This is a genomic window from Burkholderia ubonensis subsp. mesacidophila (assembly GCF_002097715.1).
In the GTDB taxonomy this organism is placed as follows: Bacteria; Pseudomonadota; Gammaproteobacteria; order Burkholderiales; family Burkholderiaceae; genus Burkholderia; species Burkholderia mesacidophila.
Window position 1 is genome coordinate 617622 of record NZ_CP020738.1, and the last position, 16754, is coordinate 634375.

A 16754-nucleotide genomic window follows, 5' to 3' on the forward strand; every position below is an offset into this window, starting at 1 on the left:
TTGTCATGGTCTCGACTCATCGCTCCCAATGCGGGCCTCGGATATTGACAACTCTGTTGCCTGCGTTGCGCGCATGAATGCTTCGGAATCGACGTATGCGGACCAGAGACTGACGATATCGGCGATCGGTACTGCCGATTCCAGCAGGATGAACTTGTTCCGTCGACCAAGCTCATCGATCGTTATACGCAATATATCAGCAGGCCAAACGCGGGGTTCGATGACGACGCCGTTGAACGGGGAATTCTCGAGCCACGTGTACGACGAGAATCGACCTGAAAAGCCCGCAATGATTAATTGGGCGCCGGTTCGCGAGAGCGCTTCTATACGCTCGATCGCGAGAGCGGAATGTTCGTCGAGCGCGGCTTCCGGTATTTCGAGAACGAGCCGATGGAGGACTTTCGGGTATTGCCGGCCGGCGCGATGCAACATCGACGCGCAATCGATCGACAGGAATTGTTCATTGGTGAGCCCATAGATAAGGAGCGGACATTGAATTCCCTGGTCTTGCCAGCGCGAGAGCGTGTCGCACGACTCGCAGAACGCGAATTCCGTGGTTGGGCCAAGGAGTCCGTTCTGCTGGTTGACCGTGTGTAAAGCCAGAACCGGTGCGAGCCGGCCCAACCGGCTCTCGACGGCGACGACGATACGGAAGCCGACGACGGCCTTGCCGCCAAACTCCCGAATCGGCGTAAAGCCGAGTTGAAGTTGATTCTCCTTGATAGCCAACCGGAGATGCTGATCCGATTCAAGCGCCTGCTGGCTTGACCGGCGCATGGCGTCGGAGTAGAACCGCCATGTCGTCTTTCCGGTAAATAATGCTTCTTGTTTGGCGGAGTACATCGACTCATCCGCTTCGCGAATCAAAAGCGACGCACTGGCAGAATCGGCTTCCCGGACCGAGACGCCGATGCTTGCGCTCACGGCCAGCACGTTGCCGCGCAGCGTGACCGGCATGTCGAAGACGCTGGCGATCCTTGCGAGCGTCTCGCGTATGAGGGCGTCGATACTGGCCGCGCCCGGCGCCGCGAACATCACGATGAACTCATCGCCGCCGAACCTGCCGATGACGACGCTCGGCAACGCTTGATTCAATCTCAGCGCGATTTTCTTGAGTACCTGGTCACCCGCTTCGTGGCCAAGCGCGTCGTTCACCCGTTTCATGTCGCAGAGATCGAGGTACATGACGGCCACATGGAACGGCCGAACCGCCGTCTCCAGTTGATGCTCGAGGCTGGCGAGCACGCCGTGCCGGTTCAGGAGCCCGGTGAGCGCATCGGTTTCCGACAGTACCTTGAGTCGCTGCCGGCTGTTGGACAGGCGATAGACCAAGAGTGCGATCGTGGTCACGAATAACGAAAAAAATGCCGATAGAATGGCCGCATTCACGATATACACCCGCTTCATCCGGGTGTATTGCGCGAGTTCATCGAGCTTGCTGAGTGTGACCTTGGCATAGAGCGGATATCCGGGGATTCTCCGGCACGCTGAAATCGACGCATCGTCTTCGTAAGTTGCGCGACACCGGTCGTCAGGCGTCGATGGCGGCGCGGGTATTCCCGACAGCGCCGTCCCATCATCCAGGAAAATCGATGCGAGACCGTTCGGGCCCAGCGACGCGACGTTCGCGTACCGTTGCAACAAGTATTTCCGTTCCTCCGAAACGACGACAATTCCAGCAAAGCGACCGTCAGGCGACTCCAGCCGGCGTGTCATCTGGATGGTCCACGCTCCCGACACCCGACCTAGCACCGGTGGGCTGATGTACAGCCCTTGGACATCGGGTTTCCGGTGGACGGCGAAGTGATGGCGATCGGTGATGAACATGCCGCCGGCGTATGGCATCGTGCTCTGCAAGATCCGGCCGTTCGCGTCGACGATCGACACCTGTGCGGCGTTCGCTCTGGAAAAGAACCCGTCGGACTGCAGGGCGGCGAGGTTGACGATTTTCTCATTGAGTTCGAATTCATGCTTGACAAGCAGTGCGATCACATCGGCATCGTGAATTGCCGTGCCGGCATGTTGCACCAGCGCATTCACCAGGACGGCCGTCTTTTCCCGACTGCTCGCAAGAACCTCGGTGCGCTCGGCTGCAAGACGCATGGATACCCCGGCCCACGACGCGCCAAGCACGACGGCGCCGGTCAGGGGAATGAACAGGATGCACTTGAGAAATCGTGTCTTAAACACAATTGAGGTCGTAAGGAACGCTGGGGAGGAGAACCCGGCCGACCTTGACGAAGCAGTCTCATAAAGCGAGCGCTCCTTTCATTGCCGGACAGGCTGACTTATCGCTTGCTGGTGAACGCCGCGTGCGGTTGATCGCAGTCAACGGAAAGGCAAGCCAACCGCCGTTTCGAGATGCGTGTCGTTACTCCCGTGCGCCAGCGTATAGTCCACGGACAATCTGGTTTGCACGATGAAGCGCAGAAGTCGGAGCATTCTGTTGTGGATGAAGCATGAATGGCCGTCGACACCTGACACGCCATTCGCGAATGCCTCGTCGATTCCGTTGCCTCGGGTCACTCCATCGACGGCGCCTGCATTCATTGCCGCCTTGATCATCGCTGTTTGATCCTCGGGCGTATGCAATGCATCGAGCTTACCGTGCAGCTGAAGAATGATTGCTGCGAGCGCTTCTGCTCCAAGGTTGGAATTCCATGCGGTGACCGCGTGCCTGGCGGGAACAGCCGACGCCATTTTGGAACCATCCATGGCAAGCGGAATGCCGAGCAATGCGCCCATGCCGGCCTCGTTGCCGCCATCCCCGATACCAATTGTAAGGACATCGATTCGATTTGCCTGAATCAACAGTTCGTCCACCGCTCCATTGAAGTCGTCGACTACCTTGCCGCGCATGTTGCGTCGCGTGCCGTCCAACATGTGATTGCGCCCTGGCAACTCGATCGACACCACTGCGTCGGGGTGATGCTGGTCGAGCAAGAGACGAGCGAACCTTTCGGCATTCGGTCCTTGTTTCTCGTCGAAGGTGACAAATCGAGTATGTTGGGCTGCACCTTCATCCAATGCCGAGAGCGCTGCACGTGTGGGGGCTTCGTTAGCCTTGTCCGTCACGATGGTCACGGCTTTGCCGACCTGCTGTAATGCGCGCGCAAGGGCGGCCGTGCCCGGAGGCCCATCGGTTTCCGGCAACGGGAGCCCGGTATCGGAATCCATGTCGACTGAAAAACCCGTCAACAGCATGACTTTCCTGATGTGGTTGCACGCGAGCGCAATGCCGGCATGCAGCACGCCTTGAGGATTTTCGAAACGCTTGATACCGCGATCCCGATACCACGTCAGCACCTTCTCGTTCAGTTCCGTAATGAAATGATCATGACTTGCAGGCATGCTGGGATAACAGTGACAAAAGGATGGCGATGCCGGCGATGACCATGCCGACGTACGGAAGGGCTGGGAACAGCCACTGTTTGATCGCATATCCATAAACGACGGAACCGATCGTCATGCCGGCGTAGAGCGCGCTGCTGTTCCAGGCTAATAGCGAAGACTTGTGGAGCGCCGTCGAATGGGCCAAACGGCTTTGCTGGGCCGGCTGAAACGGATATGAAAGTACTGCGAGGCCAAACAGTCCAATGACGAGCCAAGCGCCTTGATCGTGATGCAAGCCGAACCCGAGCGCCCCCATGCAGAGCATCATGCCGATGAGGCTCCAGGTTGCTGTGCGATTGGGTCCTATTCTGTCGGCGGCCCATCCGCCCACGTGATTGCCGAGAATCGCGCCGACGCCCCATCCGACGAAACAGAGCGAGGTAAGCGATGCTGAAATGTCCGGGTTCTCGTCCAGTCCCACGCCGAGATATGTATAGAATCCGTAGAGTGCGGCGCCCCACGCAATCATTGGTGACACTGCGGATAGCGCCACGCGTAATGGCAGTCGACGTGTGGGCGTTGCCAATGGGTGAGGCAACGGAGCTGGCCAGAGGATCAAATTGGGCCAGGCCAGCAAGAGTGCCGAGGCGGAGAGCAGAACGAATACGAGCCGCCAGGGCATCGCGTGAGCGAGGAGGGCCCCCAAGGGGGCGCTGGTCCAGAGGGCCGTCAGCAAGCCTGACACCGCGATCGAAAGCCAATGAGCACGGCGTCCTTCCGGCGCCTGGTCGCCCATTGCCGCATAAATGGACGGCGTGATCGCAGAGACTGCGATACCTGCCAGGATCCGGCTCGATACGGACATCGCGAAGTTCGTCGCGCAGGCCGTAGCGAGGTTGGCGACGGCGAATACGACTAGCCCACAGCATATTGAAACGCGGCGCCCATGCTTATCGCTCAGTTTGCCGATAAACGGCGAAGTGAGCGCGTAGGCGATGGAAAATGAACTCACAAGCCATCCTGCGCGACTGGTACTTGTGTGAAGCTCGGTCGTTATCAGCGGGAGAAGCGGCGAGATGACGAACAGGTCGGCACCGACCACGTACATGGTGATCCACGCGCAAACGATCCGCCAGTGATCCTGGTTTCCGCTTCGACTTCGGCCGTCACCGCCGGTTGCAAGGTCCAAGTTTCTTTGCATGGCAAACACACGGATAGGTAGGGTGTTATGAAGTGATCGCGCGATCGTGTGCGTAATAATGGATTTCGAGCAGCATGCAACCGTTTTCGGACTTGAACGGACCGTGAAAGGCGCCAGGCGGGCGACATGCGTAGGTGTGCCGACCGAACGACGTGCCGCCGTTCCCAAATTCGTCGTTGCCGACCGTCAGGTCCCCTTCAAGGAGATAGACTTCCTCCCAGTATTCGTGGACGAACGGCGCTGTTGTATAGACGCCCGGCGCGAATCGAAGCAGGCGGGTTCGGCAGCCCGTGCCGTGTTCTGAGGATAACGACCCGCAGATGACCTTCTCTTCGATGCCGGCGGGATAGCCGGGCGGGACGCACCAGCCACGGTCGAGATCGAGCGTCGTAAATTCGAGATGTTCTTTCAGCATGATTTCAAACCTCCGTCAGGATGTTGATTCGATATTCGCAGGCAAGCACCCGGTTCAAAACCGGATCGATCAATTCGACACGGAACGATTCCGCGCCTTGCAATTCACCTATCACCGAGATCGTTCCGCCGAAGAGAAAACCACCCTCCTGGAGCGGGCTTCGCATCCTCGCCAACAACTCGCGAGGCGGCAGCAACGCGTCGAGTGTCGCGCGCTGATATAGGCGGGCACTCCCTGCCTGAGTCGCATGGCTTTGCAGGATCAGTTGGTCCCAATGCGCGTCGACCTCGTCCATAGGCCAGCATTGAGTCGAAACCGGTTTGGCGCAAACTTGCTTCGAAAGGGTGACGTCGAATCGTTCGAGTTCACGGTCGGTGTGATCGCTCCCGACCGTGATGTACTCGCGCCCGTTTGCGGAAAAGATGCAGTACTCGGCCTCGCCGGTTGAATTTGGCCCAACGACATCAATTCGACTTTCCGTCGTGAGCAGTGACGGTGCCACGCGGTAGAAGGTCGGTGTAGCTGTCGGCCCGGCGATGCCGATTGCTTCCAATTCGTCGATGTGCCGACGAACGTTCTCGGGATCGCGGCCGGTCCATCCTGCTATGACCAGATCGGTGGGCGGGACGGTGACGGGGATGCGGGCCGCATTTTGGCAGGTAAATTTCATGGTGCGCGTTCGCTCAAACTTGCTGGAGGATCGAAGCTGCCGCATCAAGTGTTTCTTCCGATTTCGCGAAACACACGCGGATCAATTTCGCATGCGCGTACTGCGGACCGAAACCCGAAATCGGCAGCACGGCCAACCCATGACGAACCACGAGTTCGTGGGCGAATTCCGAGTCCGGCAGCGATGAGATATCCGAGTAATCCAGCATCTGGAAATACCCGCCCTCGGTCGGCTCGAATGAAAATCGAGAATGTTCCAGCGCGGCCAGCAGGCGATCGCGCTTGCGGCAAAAAAACTGAGGCAGCGACTGATACCATGCATCGTCCAGCACCGCGGACATCGCTTGCTGGAGCGGCGTCGGGGCGGCATACGTGTTGAATTGGAGAATCTTGCGGATCTCGCGGGTGAGCTTCGGTGAACCCACGGCATAGCCGATGCGCCATCCGGTCACGTGCATGGTTTTCCCGAGCGATCCGACCACTACGCTGCGCTCGCGCAACGCGGACTCGGACAACGCGGTGACGTGTTCGAACGGCGGAAATACGATGTTGTGGTACACCTCGTCGCTTAAAACAAAAATATTGTGTCGGTCAGCGATCTCGGCGAGGTTCCGGACGTCTTCGCGTGTCCAGCACTTGCCGCTCGGATTGTGCGGGGAATTGACGATGATCATGCGCGTGCGAGGCGTGATGCGCCGCCGCACCTCGTTCCAGTCAATCCGGAATGTGGGGGCGGCGAGCTCGATGCATACCGGTTCCGCGCCTGCCAGCAGGATCGCAGGAACATAGGATTCGTACGCGGGCGACATGAAGATGACTTCGTCGCCCGATCTCACCAAGCCGGCAACGGCGGCAAATATTGCCTGTGTCGCGCCTGCCGTAATTGTAATTTCGGATTCCAAATCAGTATCGACACCATAAAGCGAGCCCAACATCTGGGAGACCGACTGCCGCAACGCCTCGGATCCCTCTGGAAGTCCATATTGATTGAAGTTGCCTTTTACGGCATCGGCGAGTGCATCGAGCAAGCGAGAATCCGGCTGGAAGTCGGGGAACCCCTGCGACACGTTAACTGCTCCGTGTTTATTGGCTGCCCGCGTCATGGCGGCGAAGATCGATCCTTCAATATTGGGTAAGCGGGACCCCAAAACGGCGGTTGACATCGGTGATTCCTCTTGGCGTGTGGTTAAGCGAAGACGAATGGATTGGTCCGAGCGAACGGAAATCGCCAACTCGTCAAGGGGCCGATCGGCCGGTGATCTGATCGCCTCGATGGATAATGATCCGTGGGAACAATCGGAAGCAGCAACAAATCGAGGAACACTCATGGCCTTGATATATCGTCGAACTTGAAATCGACGCACGTTCGGAGGGCAATGCAGGAGCGTCGCAGGTTTGTCCTGGTCGGAAAGCTAGGTATGAAACACCGATGTGGCGTCGTGCAATGCTCCAAGCAGTGGAGGGGAAGGACATGTCACGACATGTACGCCAAGTTCGTGCAGCATTGCCCACGTCTGCCGCTCCGATGACGCGTGCAAGTGAAGGCATTGCGTTGCGACGTGCGCGCCGGCTGCAATGATCGCGTTTGCGCCAGACGAACCAACGCGTGCCAGAGAACGTGCGCTTGTGATGAGATGAATGTCCGGTTGCCCAATGCCAAGCGCGTGAAACCCGCGAAAATTCCGGGCCAATCGAACGCCTGTTTCGCCATCTCCGGAATGGACGGCTCCATCGATCCCGGAGGGTACTTCTCCTGCGTCGAGAGACAAACTCGACACAACCTGAATGGTCGCGCCACGTGCGCGGAGGAATGAGCCGGTTTCGTCATCGGGCACCGCGATATGCATCCCGGATAGATCGCGGCTCGTCAAGGTCGGACTCCTTGTCCACAATCCTGTACGCGGGGCCTTAACGATGGCGAGCGTGATCACGCGGCTGTCGTCGAGCCGCGCGGGTAGGTTGGGCTCGGCAACTGGCCCTTTCCTCGCAGAGCCATCCGTTGTCACTGCTGCGCCGTCGAGATGCCCACTCGCCAAATCTTCCAGGATGGGCGTGTTCGACGCCGGCCAATCACATATCGGGAGAATCTTCGGACGGCCGAATTCCAACTCGTTGAACAGCCCCGAGAACGTGCGCAATATCCGACTGGCAACGGAACCAGATGACAATGGTGATACGTAGGTCAAATTCATCGGCGAGGCGTGGCATGAATATGATGACTCGCATCGTACTTTGACTCGAACCTTAAAACAGTAGTCACGTTTGCTATTGACAATGTGTATGGCGTGTGGGTAAGTATGCGTTGCTTGAGGGGGAGGTGTCGCGACGCAAGATAACGGCATATCAAGAATGTCGCGTAGGGGACTAAATTGCCAAGCGTGAGCGAGTAATAAATATATTAATGCGATCATTCGTCGATATGCGGAATGATCGGGGGAATACTTCGTACTGCGATCATAGCGGCAGTCCGATTGCTTAACGTTTCGTTATGGAAACGTTATCTGAGTAGTGTGTCAACGGAGCGCCGATATCAACGCCGCAGCGCGCGGCGCTTCTGAAAATCGGCGCGCGCGGTGGTTGCCGACGCGCCTGAAGATAGAGGCGCCTGACTCGACGGGAGCGGGCGGATGCATCGTGACGATCATCGTCGGCTCGCGCGGCCAGCACGCGGACATCGGCGGCACTGACCGATTCGACCCGCATCGACGAAGAGGGCGTGCTGATCGACAACTGGCAGCGCGTGCCGGCCGGCGTGCTGCGCGACGCGAAAACGCGCGTGCTGCTCGCGTCGCATCGAGCCTGGGAACGATGAACAACTTCACGTTCGGCAACGCGCAATACCAGTACTACGAGACGATCGCGGGCGGCAGCGGCGCCGGAAACGGTTTCGCGGGCGCCGACGCGGTGCAGACGCACATGACCAATTCGCGGCTGACCGATCCCGAGGTGCTCGAATGGCGCTATCCGGTGCGGCTCGATTCGCACCGCATCCGGGCCGGGTCGGGCGGCGGCGGACGCTGGGCGGGCGGGAACGGCGCGATCCGCCGGATCCGCTTCATCGAGCCGATGACCGCGTCGATCCTGTCGAACAACCGCATTCACGCGCCGTTCGGTGCGGCGGGCGGCGCATCGGGCGCGCTCGGCCGCAATGCGATCGAGCGCGCGGACGGCACCGTCGTGACGCTCGACCACATCGGCCGCGCGCAGATGGCGCCGGGCGACGTGTTCGTCGTCGAGACGCCGGGCGGCGGCGGGTACGGCGCGATCGATGCCGAATGACCGTGCGTTTCGACGGGCTTGCCTGCAATGAAGCAAGCGGTTCATTCAATCGGCGCGCAGGCATGCCCGGCAGTCCGGAATGTTTCGCGGCGCGATGCAAGTGCGGTCGCCGGTGAAGCAATGCGTCGTCTTACCGCCGTCGAGATTGCGAAACATTCCTGAATAAAGCCGATGACCGTGGATGACAGGGACGGAATGTCTTTTCGGCGCAACGCGTCGCCGAAGCGTTCCGACCCTGATCGCGCATTCGTCGCGGAACCGGTTCGAACGACCATGAAATACCGGCGAAGCCACGCTGCGCGCAGCGCAACCGGTGTTCGACGCACGGGTGCAACCCGCTTTCGCAGGCCCTGACATGTCGTTTTCCGACGCGCCGCAGGCCAATGTTGCCAATGCCGACACGGCGGCCGCTTGCTTGACACTCCGTGAGAATTGTGTGTGTGCAAATCCCGTCCGTCATTTGATAAGATGAGCCCATCATTCGTCTGGCAGAACCCGCGCACGACTCGCGCGCACGCGGGTTCGGAATTGTCTGGAGCAAAAAACGGGGCGAGGGCCGTGACCCCAATCGAACCGCCGGGCACGCCGTTACGGCCGTCCGCGCATGTGATTGGCCGGGAGCGCCTCGTCTAAACTGAGCGTTTTTTTGGTCGGGGCTCGTCCATGGATGACGAAAACGAAAGCGCGGTACTCGAGGCGCACTTCGGCACGCGCAGCCCGTGCTGGCGTCTGGGCAGCGACAGCAATGCGCTCGACCTGGCCGCCGTCCGCGGCATGACCAACGTCAGCGTGGCGCTGAGCGCCGAGCAGGCCGGGCGAATCCGCGCGCTGACCGGCGTGACCTCCCACCTCGTGCTCGACATCAAGCTGTTCGGCGATCCGGTCAGCCTCCACCTCGTCGGCAAGAAGCTCACGACGGCCGAGTGGGCCGGCACCGCGTGCGCGTATTCGGACACCGAGTCGGTCGCGCGCGATCTCGCGCACGGCCTCGCATTTGCGGAGCAGGTCGTCTCCGAAGTCAATTCGCTCGTCGTGATTCTCGATCGCAACGGCGTCGTGCAGCGCTTCAACCGCCTGTGCGAGGAAGTGACCGGCCGGCGCGAAGTCGACGTGGTCGGCCGCAGCGCGTTCGAGCTGTTCATGAGCGAGGACCAGGGCGCGCAATCGCGCACCAACATCAGCGGCTTCTTCTCGAGCAACAAGCCGTTCTCGGTCGAGCGCTACATCAACACCATCAACGGCCCGCGCCTGTTCCAGTTCCGCAACAAGTTCGTGCAGAGCGGCAGCGGCGTCGACGAGCAGTTCCTGATCTGCTCGGGCATCGACATCACCGAGGAGCGCAAGGCGCAGCAGCGGCTCATCGAGCTCGCGAACACCGACGTGCTCACCGGCCTGCCGAACCGCCATGCGATCAGCGAGCGGATCAAGGCCGTGCTGGCCGGCGACCCCGGCGAAAACCTGCTCCAGGTCGGCATCCTGTTCCTCGATCTCGACAACTTCAAGCGCGTCAACGATCACTACGGGCACATCACCGGCGACCGGCTGCTGAAGGACGTGTCGACGATCATCGGCAGTTGCCTGCCGGACGGCGCGACGCTGGCGCGCCTCGGCGGCGACGAATTCCTCGTGCTGTTCTCGCGCGGCACGCGCCCGCTGCTGGAGGCGACCGCGCAGGTGATCCTCGAGCGGCTGCGCACGCCGATCCACCTCGGGCTGATGGAGGTGTATACGAGCTGCTCGATCGGCATCGCGATGTATCCGCAGCACGGCGACACGCTGGAGACGCTGATCCGCAGCGCCGACACCGCGATGTACGTCGCGAAGGAAGCCGGCAAGCACACGTATCGCGTGTTCTCGGTGGACATGAACCAGAAGGTCGCGAAGTACATGTGGCTCGACACGAACCTGCGCAAGGCGCTCGAGGACGAGCAGTTCGTGCTGCATTACCAGCCGATCGTCGACATCGCGACGGGCGACGTGCACGGCGTCGAGGCGCTGGTCCGCTGGCAGTCGCCGGACCGCGGGCTCGTCGCGCCGATCGAGTTCATCCAGTTCGCGGAGGAATCCGGGCTGATCGCGCCGCTCGGGCGCTGGGTGATGCGCACCGCGGCGGAGCAGGCGGCCGCGTGGAAGGAGCGGGGGCTCGAGACGCGCATCGCGATCAACGTGTCCGCGCGGCAGCTGCAGGACCTGAACATCGTGCACCAGTTCGCGACGATTCTCGACGATGCGGGCCTGAAGCCGGGCCTGCTCGACATCGAGCTGACCGAGAGCTGCTTCATCGAGGACGAAGGCGCGGCGCTCGCATTGATGAAGCAGTTCCGCCTGCTCGGCGCGGAGATTCACCTCGACGATTTCGGCACCGGCTATTCGTCGCTGTCGCAGCTGTCGCGCCTGCCGCTCGATACGATCAAGCTCGACCGCAGCTTCATCACCGGCATCGACCGCAATCCGCGTTCGCAGGCGCTGGTGCGCTCGGTGGTGGCGCTGGCCCGCGCGCTGAATTTCTCGGTGGTGGCCGAAGGCGTCGAGACGCGCGCCGAAGCGGACTTTCTCAAGCAGATCGACGTCGACCAGGCGCAGGGCTTCTACTTCGCGAGGCCGATGGCCGCGCAGGCGTTCGAGCAGTGGCTCACCGAAAAGAGAAAGTTCAGGCTCATCGCCTGAACTTTCCCGTCATGCCGGGCCGTCAGGCGACGGCGGCCGGCATCACACCGTGCGCAGCTTCGACACGCGCCGGTTCTGCAGCATCACGAGGCGTTCCATGTACGCGAGATCCTTCGGCTCGATCGTGAACGCCGCCCGCACCCAGTCCTCCGTGATGTCCATCAGTTCGGACCGCGACAGCGGGAACACGCGCTGACGCGCACGCAGCATCGCACGCACGCCGTTCAGCTTCGGCCGCAGCACGTCGATGAAGGTGCGCGTCGCGAGAAACGCGTCGCCCGCGTCGAACGTCTGGTCCACCAGGCCGTGATCCGCGTACCATTCGGCGACGTGCGGCTCGCCGTTCGCGATCAACTCCTCCGCGAGGCGCCGGTGCGCCTTGCGCGCGACGAGCGAATAGCCGCCCATCCCCGGGAACAGGTTGAACGCGATCTCGGGGAAGCCGAGCTTCACGCCTTTCTGCGCGAGCACGTAGTGGTGCGCGAGCGCGGCCTCGAAGCCGCCGCCGAGCGCGCTGCCCTCGATCATCGCGATCGAGATCGCGCCGGTGCCGAAGCCCGTGTAGATCTCGTAGACGCCGTCGATGCAGGAGCGCGCATACGCGACCAGCTGGTCGCGCCTGCCGCTGCGGATCGCGTCGACGAAGAAGCTCAGGTCGCCTCCGACGTTGAACAGCTCGGGGACGAGCGAGCCCGTCACCCAGAAGTCGAATGGCAGCCCGGTTTCCCGTGCGACGCGCGCGAGATGGATGATGTCGGTCACGAGTTGTTGATTGAAGCACGGCCGCGGTTCGGAGCGAAGCATCATCCACATGACGTTGCGGCCTTCTTCGTAGTAGGCCACGAGTTGCGTCAAGTCACCGGCTTCGTGGAACGGCCGGCATGCGGGGTGTGATTGGAGTTGCATGGATGTGTCCTCGATTAGAAAGTTAATTGGCGTTGGTCAAACACCGCGTAACCGATCCATGCGAATGGCGAGACGGCCGCATGGCCCACGGTCGCGCGGCATCACCATTGTTGCGCGCACCAATTCGGCGGATACGTCGGGTGCATCGCTTGAACGCGTGTTTTTCGAGGATGAAAGCAACGGCATTTCGGGTGTGTGCGGACCAATGGACGCGCGAATGCGGCGTCATGCGCGGCGCGAGATTCATTGCGAATTTCCGGCGGAGATCGCGCGAATCGACGGCGCGGGAACGTTTCGTCTGCGGAATCTATGGCGCGGCGCGGGAGCGCGTCGACAAGGGGGAGCGGCGCGGCATGCCGGACGGCAATGCCGATATTTCGCATGGGAATCTTTTCCGGGGATCCCGCTCGCCTGCGATACAGGGCGGGCGTTTTTACGACCGAATTACGATCGGCTATGCGCGAGTGCACGAGCGAATGGCGTCCGGATACCGCATTCGGCGTCGAATGCAACGACGGTGTCGTTCGTCATGCAGAGGGATTGGCCTGTCGACGCGACGCGGTTGGCCGGACGGCGCGATGAGCGAGCGGCCCGACTCGCTCGCGAGGCCGGATCACAGGGGCGGTCGACGGCCGGCGATTCGCGATGCGTCGGCACGCATCGGCTGACGCGACCGGACATCGAGCGCCGGGGCAGGGTATTCACCGATCGCCGCGCTCCCGCGCATCGGCGTGGCGGGGCCCGCCACCGCGCCGTCCGGCCGCCGTCGCGGGCGTCGCCGCTGCCGGCGCTTGCCAGGGTCGCCCGGTATCGGCCAACATTCGCTTCCGGCCGGACCGCGCACGCGACGGCGGCCGGCCCGATACCGGCGGATGGCGCCGGTCGACAACCGGCCGCCGCGCGAATCGGCGCGCGCGACCGGCATGGAGGAGAACACGCATGTCAGAAAAACATCGGATCCTGGTACTGGACGACGATCCGGAAGTGCGCGCCTGGCTGACGGGCGTGCTGGAAGAGGCCGGATTCGACGTGTCGGCGGTCGACAGCGCCGCGCAGATGCAGCAGCGGCTGGCGGCCGCGCCGCACGCGCTCGTCATTCTCGACCTGAAGCTGCGCGGCGAGGACGGCCTGACGATCGCGCGCGAGCTGCGGCGGCGCTCGGACGTGTCGATCATCATGATCAGCGGCCTCGGCGACGAGACGGACCGCGTGCTCGGCCTCGAGACCGCGGCCGACGATTTCGTCACGAAGCCGTTCTCGGGGCGCGAGCTGATCGCGCGGGTGCGCGCGCAGCTGCGGCGCACGACCGAGCTGTCGATGCCGCGTCCCGCGCCGAACGGGGGCGGCCCGCGCTTCTGCTTCGACGGCTGGACGATGGACCTCGCCGCGCGCACGCTGACCCACGACGGCGGCGCCTGCGCGCTGACGCAGGGCGAGTTCGAACTGCTCGCCGCGATGGTGCAGCAGCCGTCGCGCGTCTGGTCGCGCGACCAGCTGCTCGAGCACACGCGCGGCTTCGGCATCGACGTCTACGATCGCACGATCGACGTGCTGATCCTGCGGCTGCGCCGCAAGATCGAGCCGAACCCGGAGCAGCCGACCTATATCCGCACGCAGCGCGGCGTCGGCTACGTGTTCGCGGTGCCGGTCGTGCGCGTGTGACGCGATGCGTGCAACTTTCAGGCTGTTGCCGCCGTGGAGCGTGCGGACCAAGCTGACCGCGACGTTCCTGCTGCTGTTCGGCATCACGCTCGCGGTCGTCGTGGTCGGCGTGCTCGGCATGCGCGCGAACCAGAACGCGCTCGACGAATACGAGGCGAACGTGGTGCCGGAGATCGCCCGCGCGCTCGAGCTGTCGGACAAGGTCGCGCAGCTCGCGGCGGTCGCGCCGAGCATGATGCTGACCGATTCGCCGGACCTGCTGCACAACGACACCGAGCTGCTGCGCGGCCTGCTCGGCGACATCCGGCGCCTGTCGCCGGGCTTCGGCATGCAGCCCGGCCCGGCCGCGAAGGCGGGCGAGCGGCTCGCGGTGACCGACGACCTCGACGCGATCGACCAGGATCTCGCGCGGCTGCTGGTCGTGTCGGGCCGGCAGCGGCAGCTCAAGGAGGAGCTGGGCGAGCTGCGCGTGGAGAACGACCGCATCGGCGAGCGCATCGCGCGCGACAAGAGCCTGATCGCGCAGCGCGCGCCGACGCTGCTCGAGATCTGGGCGCGCACGGCCGGCGCGCTGCAGGCGGCGAACGCGGCGGAGCTCGGCAGCGCCGAAAGCGACAACGAGGCGCTGTGGCTGCGCGTGCGCGAACGCGGCGAGGACCGCCGCCAGCCCGCGCTCGCCGACGCGCTGCAGCGGCTCGACGGCGGCGCGCGCAGCGTGTTCGCGGTGCGCCGCGAGTTTCTTGCGAGCGAGACGCAGACGGGCTACCTCGTCACGCTGCTGCGCGGCCACGCGGATCACCTGAGCGGCAAGTCCGCGCGCTACGTCGAGCGGCTGCGGCAGATCGCGAGCGAGCGCAGCGACAAGGTGCGCAAGGTCGCGGTGTCGAGCCAGTCGGGGCTGTTGCTGCTGGCGGTCGCGGGCGTCGCGGTCGCGCTGCTCGGCGTCGCCTACGCGAGCCGCATCCTGCGCAAGCTGCAGGCGATGACGCGCGTGATGGCGCGCCTCGCGAAGGGGGTGACGTCGGACCGGATGCCGTCGACGCACCGGCCGGACGAAATCGGCGAGCTGGCGCGCGCGTTCGAGGTGTTCCGCACCAACCTGATCGAGAAGGAGCAGTTGACGCAAGGGCTCGAGGCGCAGCGCCGCCTGCAGGAGTCCGTGCTCAACTCGATGAACGACGGCGTGTCCGTGCACGACGCGCACGGCGGCCTGATCGCGTGGAACCCGACCTTCGCGACGCTGCTCGGGATCGACGCCGCCGCGCTGCACGCGGGCCTGACGCTGGCGACGCTGCGGCGCGCCGTCGACCCGCCCGCGCGCTGGCGCCAGGTGTCGCGCGAGACCGCGACCCGCACGTCGGACGGCGCGCGCATCGCGGCGTCGGCCGAACTGCACCTGCGCGACCGGCGGATTCTCGAATTCCACTGCCAGCCGCTCCCGGACGGCGGCTGGGTCGCGGTGTGCCGCGACCTGACGAGCCGGCGCGCGGTCGAGGCGGAGCTGCGCCAGGCGCAGAAGATGGACGTGCTGGGGCAGCTCACGGGCGGCGTCGCGCACGATTTCAACAACTTCCTGGTCGCGATCCTCGGCAACCTGGAGCTGCTGCTGCCGCGCCTCGACGGGCAGCAGGACGCGCAGACGATGGCCGAGCGGGCGCGCCGCGCGGCCGAGCGCGCGTCGCGCCTCACGCGGCGGCTGCTCGCGTTCGCGCGCCGCCAGCCGTTGCAGGCCGAGCGCGTGTCGGTGCGGGCGATGCTCGCGGAGATGCTCGATCTCGTCGAGTATTCGGCCGGCCAGCGCGTGACCGTCGTGCTGGAGCCGGCCGCGGAGCCGCTGTGGGTGAACGTCGATCGCGGCCAGCTCGAGAACGCGGTGCTGAACCTGACGCTCAACAGCGCCGCCGCGATGCCGGACGGCGGCATGCTGACGCTGGCCGCGCGCCGCGAACCGGCGGCCGACGGCGCGGCCGCGCCGCCCGCGATCGTGCTGAGCGTGACCGATACTGGCTGCGGGATCGCGCCGCTGCTGCTCGACAAGGTGATCGAGCCGTTCTTCACGACCAAGGCGGCGGGCGAGGGCAGCGGGCTCGGCCTCAGCAGCGTGTACGGCTTCGTGCGCCAGAGCGGCGGCGACCTGCACATCCACAGCGAAGTCGGCCGCGGGACGCGCGTCGAGCTGTGGCTGCCCGAAAGCACGGCGCCCGAGCGACGCGGTGCGGCGCTCGCCGCGCCTGCCGCGTCCGCCGCCGTGCGGGCCGGCGCGCGCGTGCTGGTGGTCGACGACGATCCCGAGGTGCGCGACACGGCGCTCAGCCAGTTCGCGGCGCTCGGCGCGCAGGCCGACGCGGTCGCGACCGGCGACGCGGCGCTCGGCTGGCTGGCCGAGCATGGCCCGGTCACGCTCGTGCTGTCGGACATCTCGCTCGGCGCGGGCGGCAGCGGCATCGCGTTCGCCGCGCGGCTCGCCGAACGCTGGCCGGCGCAGCGCGTGGCGCTCACGTCGGGCCTGCCGGCCGAGATCCATCAAGCCCATCCGGACTGGCGCGCGGACCTGCCGTTCGTGCCGAAGCCGTTCGACCTGGCGGCGCTCGCCGCGCTCCTCGCCTGATCCGTCACGCCGAT

General features: G+C 63.7%; 11 protein-coding genes and 1 pseudogene. 4 read left to right on the forward strand and 8 right to left on the reverse strand.

The window, feature by feature from the left end; translation table 11 throughout:
- Nucleotides 1-3 precede the first annotated feature (3 nt).
- From B7P44_RS20450 to B7P44_RS36505, 7 genes are all read right to left on the reverse strand, one after another.
- The gene (locus B7P44_RS20450; RefSeq protein WP_084907735.1) at nucleotides 4-2190 is read right to left on the reverse strand and encodes a diguanylate cyclase domain-containing protein; all 2187 of its coding nucleotides are present in this window, start codon (nucleotides 2188-2190) and stop codon (nucleotides 4-6) included.
- Between the two features lie 138 nt (nucleotides 2191-2328).
- A complete protein-coding gene (locus B7P44_RS20455) occupies nucleotides 2329-3351 on the reverse strand; it encodes a glutamate cyclase domain-containing protein (protein WP_157721085.1) in 1023 nt (340 codons plus the stop codon).
- Nucleotides 3335-4522, reverse strand: coding sequence for an MFS transporter (locus B7P44_RS20460; protein WP_157721086.1), 1188 nt, complete (start codon nucleotides 4520-4522; stop codon nucleotides 3335-3337). Before B7P44_RS20460 ends, B7P44_RS20455 begins: the two co-directional genes overlap by 17 nt.
- A gap of 37 nt (nucleotides 4523-4559) precedes the next feature.
- The gene (locus B7P44_RS20465; protein ID WP_084907738.1) at nucleotides 4560-4949 is read right to left on the reverse strand and encodes a cupin domain-containing protein; all 390 of its coding nucleotides are present in this window, start codon (nucleotides 4947-4949) and stop codon (nucleotides 4560-4562) included.
- 4 nt (nucleotides 4950-4953) lie between these two features.
- Nucleotides 4954-5619, reverse strand: coding sequence for a DUF2848 domain-containing protein (locus tag B7P44_RS20470; protein WP_084907739.1), 666 nt, complete (start codon nucleotides 5617-5619; stop codon nucleotides 4954-4956).
- 13 nt (nucleotides 5620-5632) lie between these two features.
- Entirely contained in the window at nucleotides 5633-6781 is a 1149-nt protein-coding gene (locus B7P44_RS20475; RefSeq protein ID WP_157721087.1) for a methionine aminotransferase, read from the reverse strand.
- 249 nt (nucleotides 6782-7030) lie between these two features.
- Nucleotides 7031-7810 (reverse strand): type 2 periplasmic-binding domain-containing protein, encoded by a 780-nt coding sequence (locus B7P44_RS36505; protein ID WP_133117858.1) that lies wholly within the window; start codon nucleotides 7808-7810, stop codon nucleotides 7031-7033.
- 595 nt (nucleotides 7811-8405) lie between these two features.
- On the opposite strand from B7P44_RS36505, the pseudogene B7P44_RS20480 reads away from it, so the two are divergent.
- Nucleotides 8406-8897 (forward strand): annotated as a pseudogene (locus B7P44_RS20480) (hydantoinase B/oxoprolinase family protein); the annotation flags it as partial.
- Nucleotides 8898-9560: 663 nt separating this feature from the next.
- A complete protein-coding gene (gene pdeR, locus B7P44_RS20485; RefSeq protein WP_084907743.1) occupies nucleotides 9561-11564 on the forward strand; it encodes a cyclic di-GMP phosphodiesterase in 2004 nt (667 codons plus the stop codon).
- A 42-nt stretch (nucleotides 11565-11606) separates the two neighbouring features.
- On the opposite strand, the gene B7P44_RS20490 is transcribed toward pdeR, so the two are convergent.
- The gene (locus B7P44_RS20490) at nucleotides 11607-12470 is read right to left on the reverse strand and encodes a crotonase/enoyl-CoA hydratase family protein (RefSeq protein ID WP_084907745.1); all 864 of its coding nucleotides are present in this window, start codon (nucleotides 12468-12470) and stop codon (nucleotides 11607-11609) included.
- A 939-nt stretch (nucleotides 12471-13409) separates the two neighbouring features.
- On the opposite strand from B7P44_RS20490, the gene B7P44_RS20495 reads away from it, so the two are divergent.
- Nucleotides 13410-14132 carry a winged helix-turn-helix domain-containing protein gene (locus B7P44_RS20495; RefSeq protein WP_084907747.1) on the forward strand — a complete coding sequence of 241 codons (723 nt, stop codon included), beginning with the start codon at nucleotides 13410-13412 and terminating at the stop codon, nucleotides 14130-14132.
- Between the two features lie 4 nt (nucleotides 14133-14136).
- Complete coding sequence (locus B7P44_RS20500) at nucleotides 14137-16740, forward strand: ATP-binding protein (RefSeq protein WP_084907753.1); 2604 nt, start codon at nucleotides 14137-14139, stop codon at nucleotides 16738-16740.
- Nucleotides 16741-16754 lie beyond the last annotated feature (14 nt).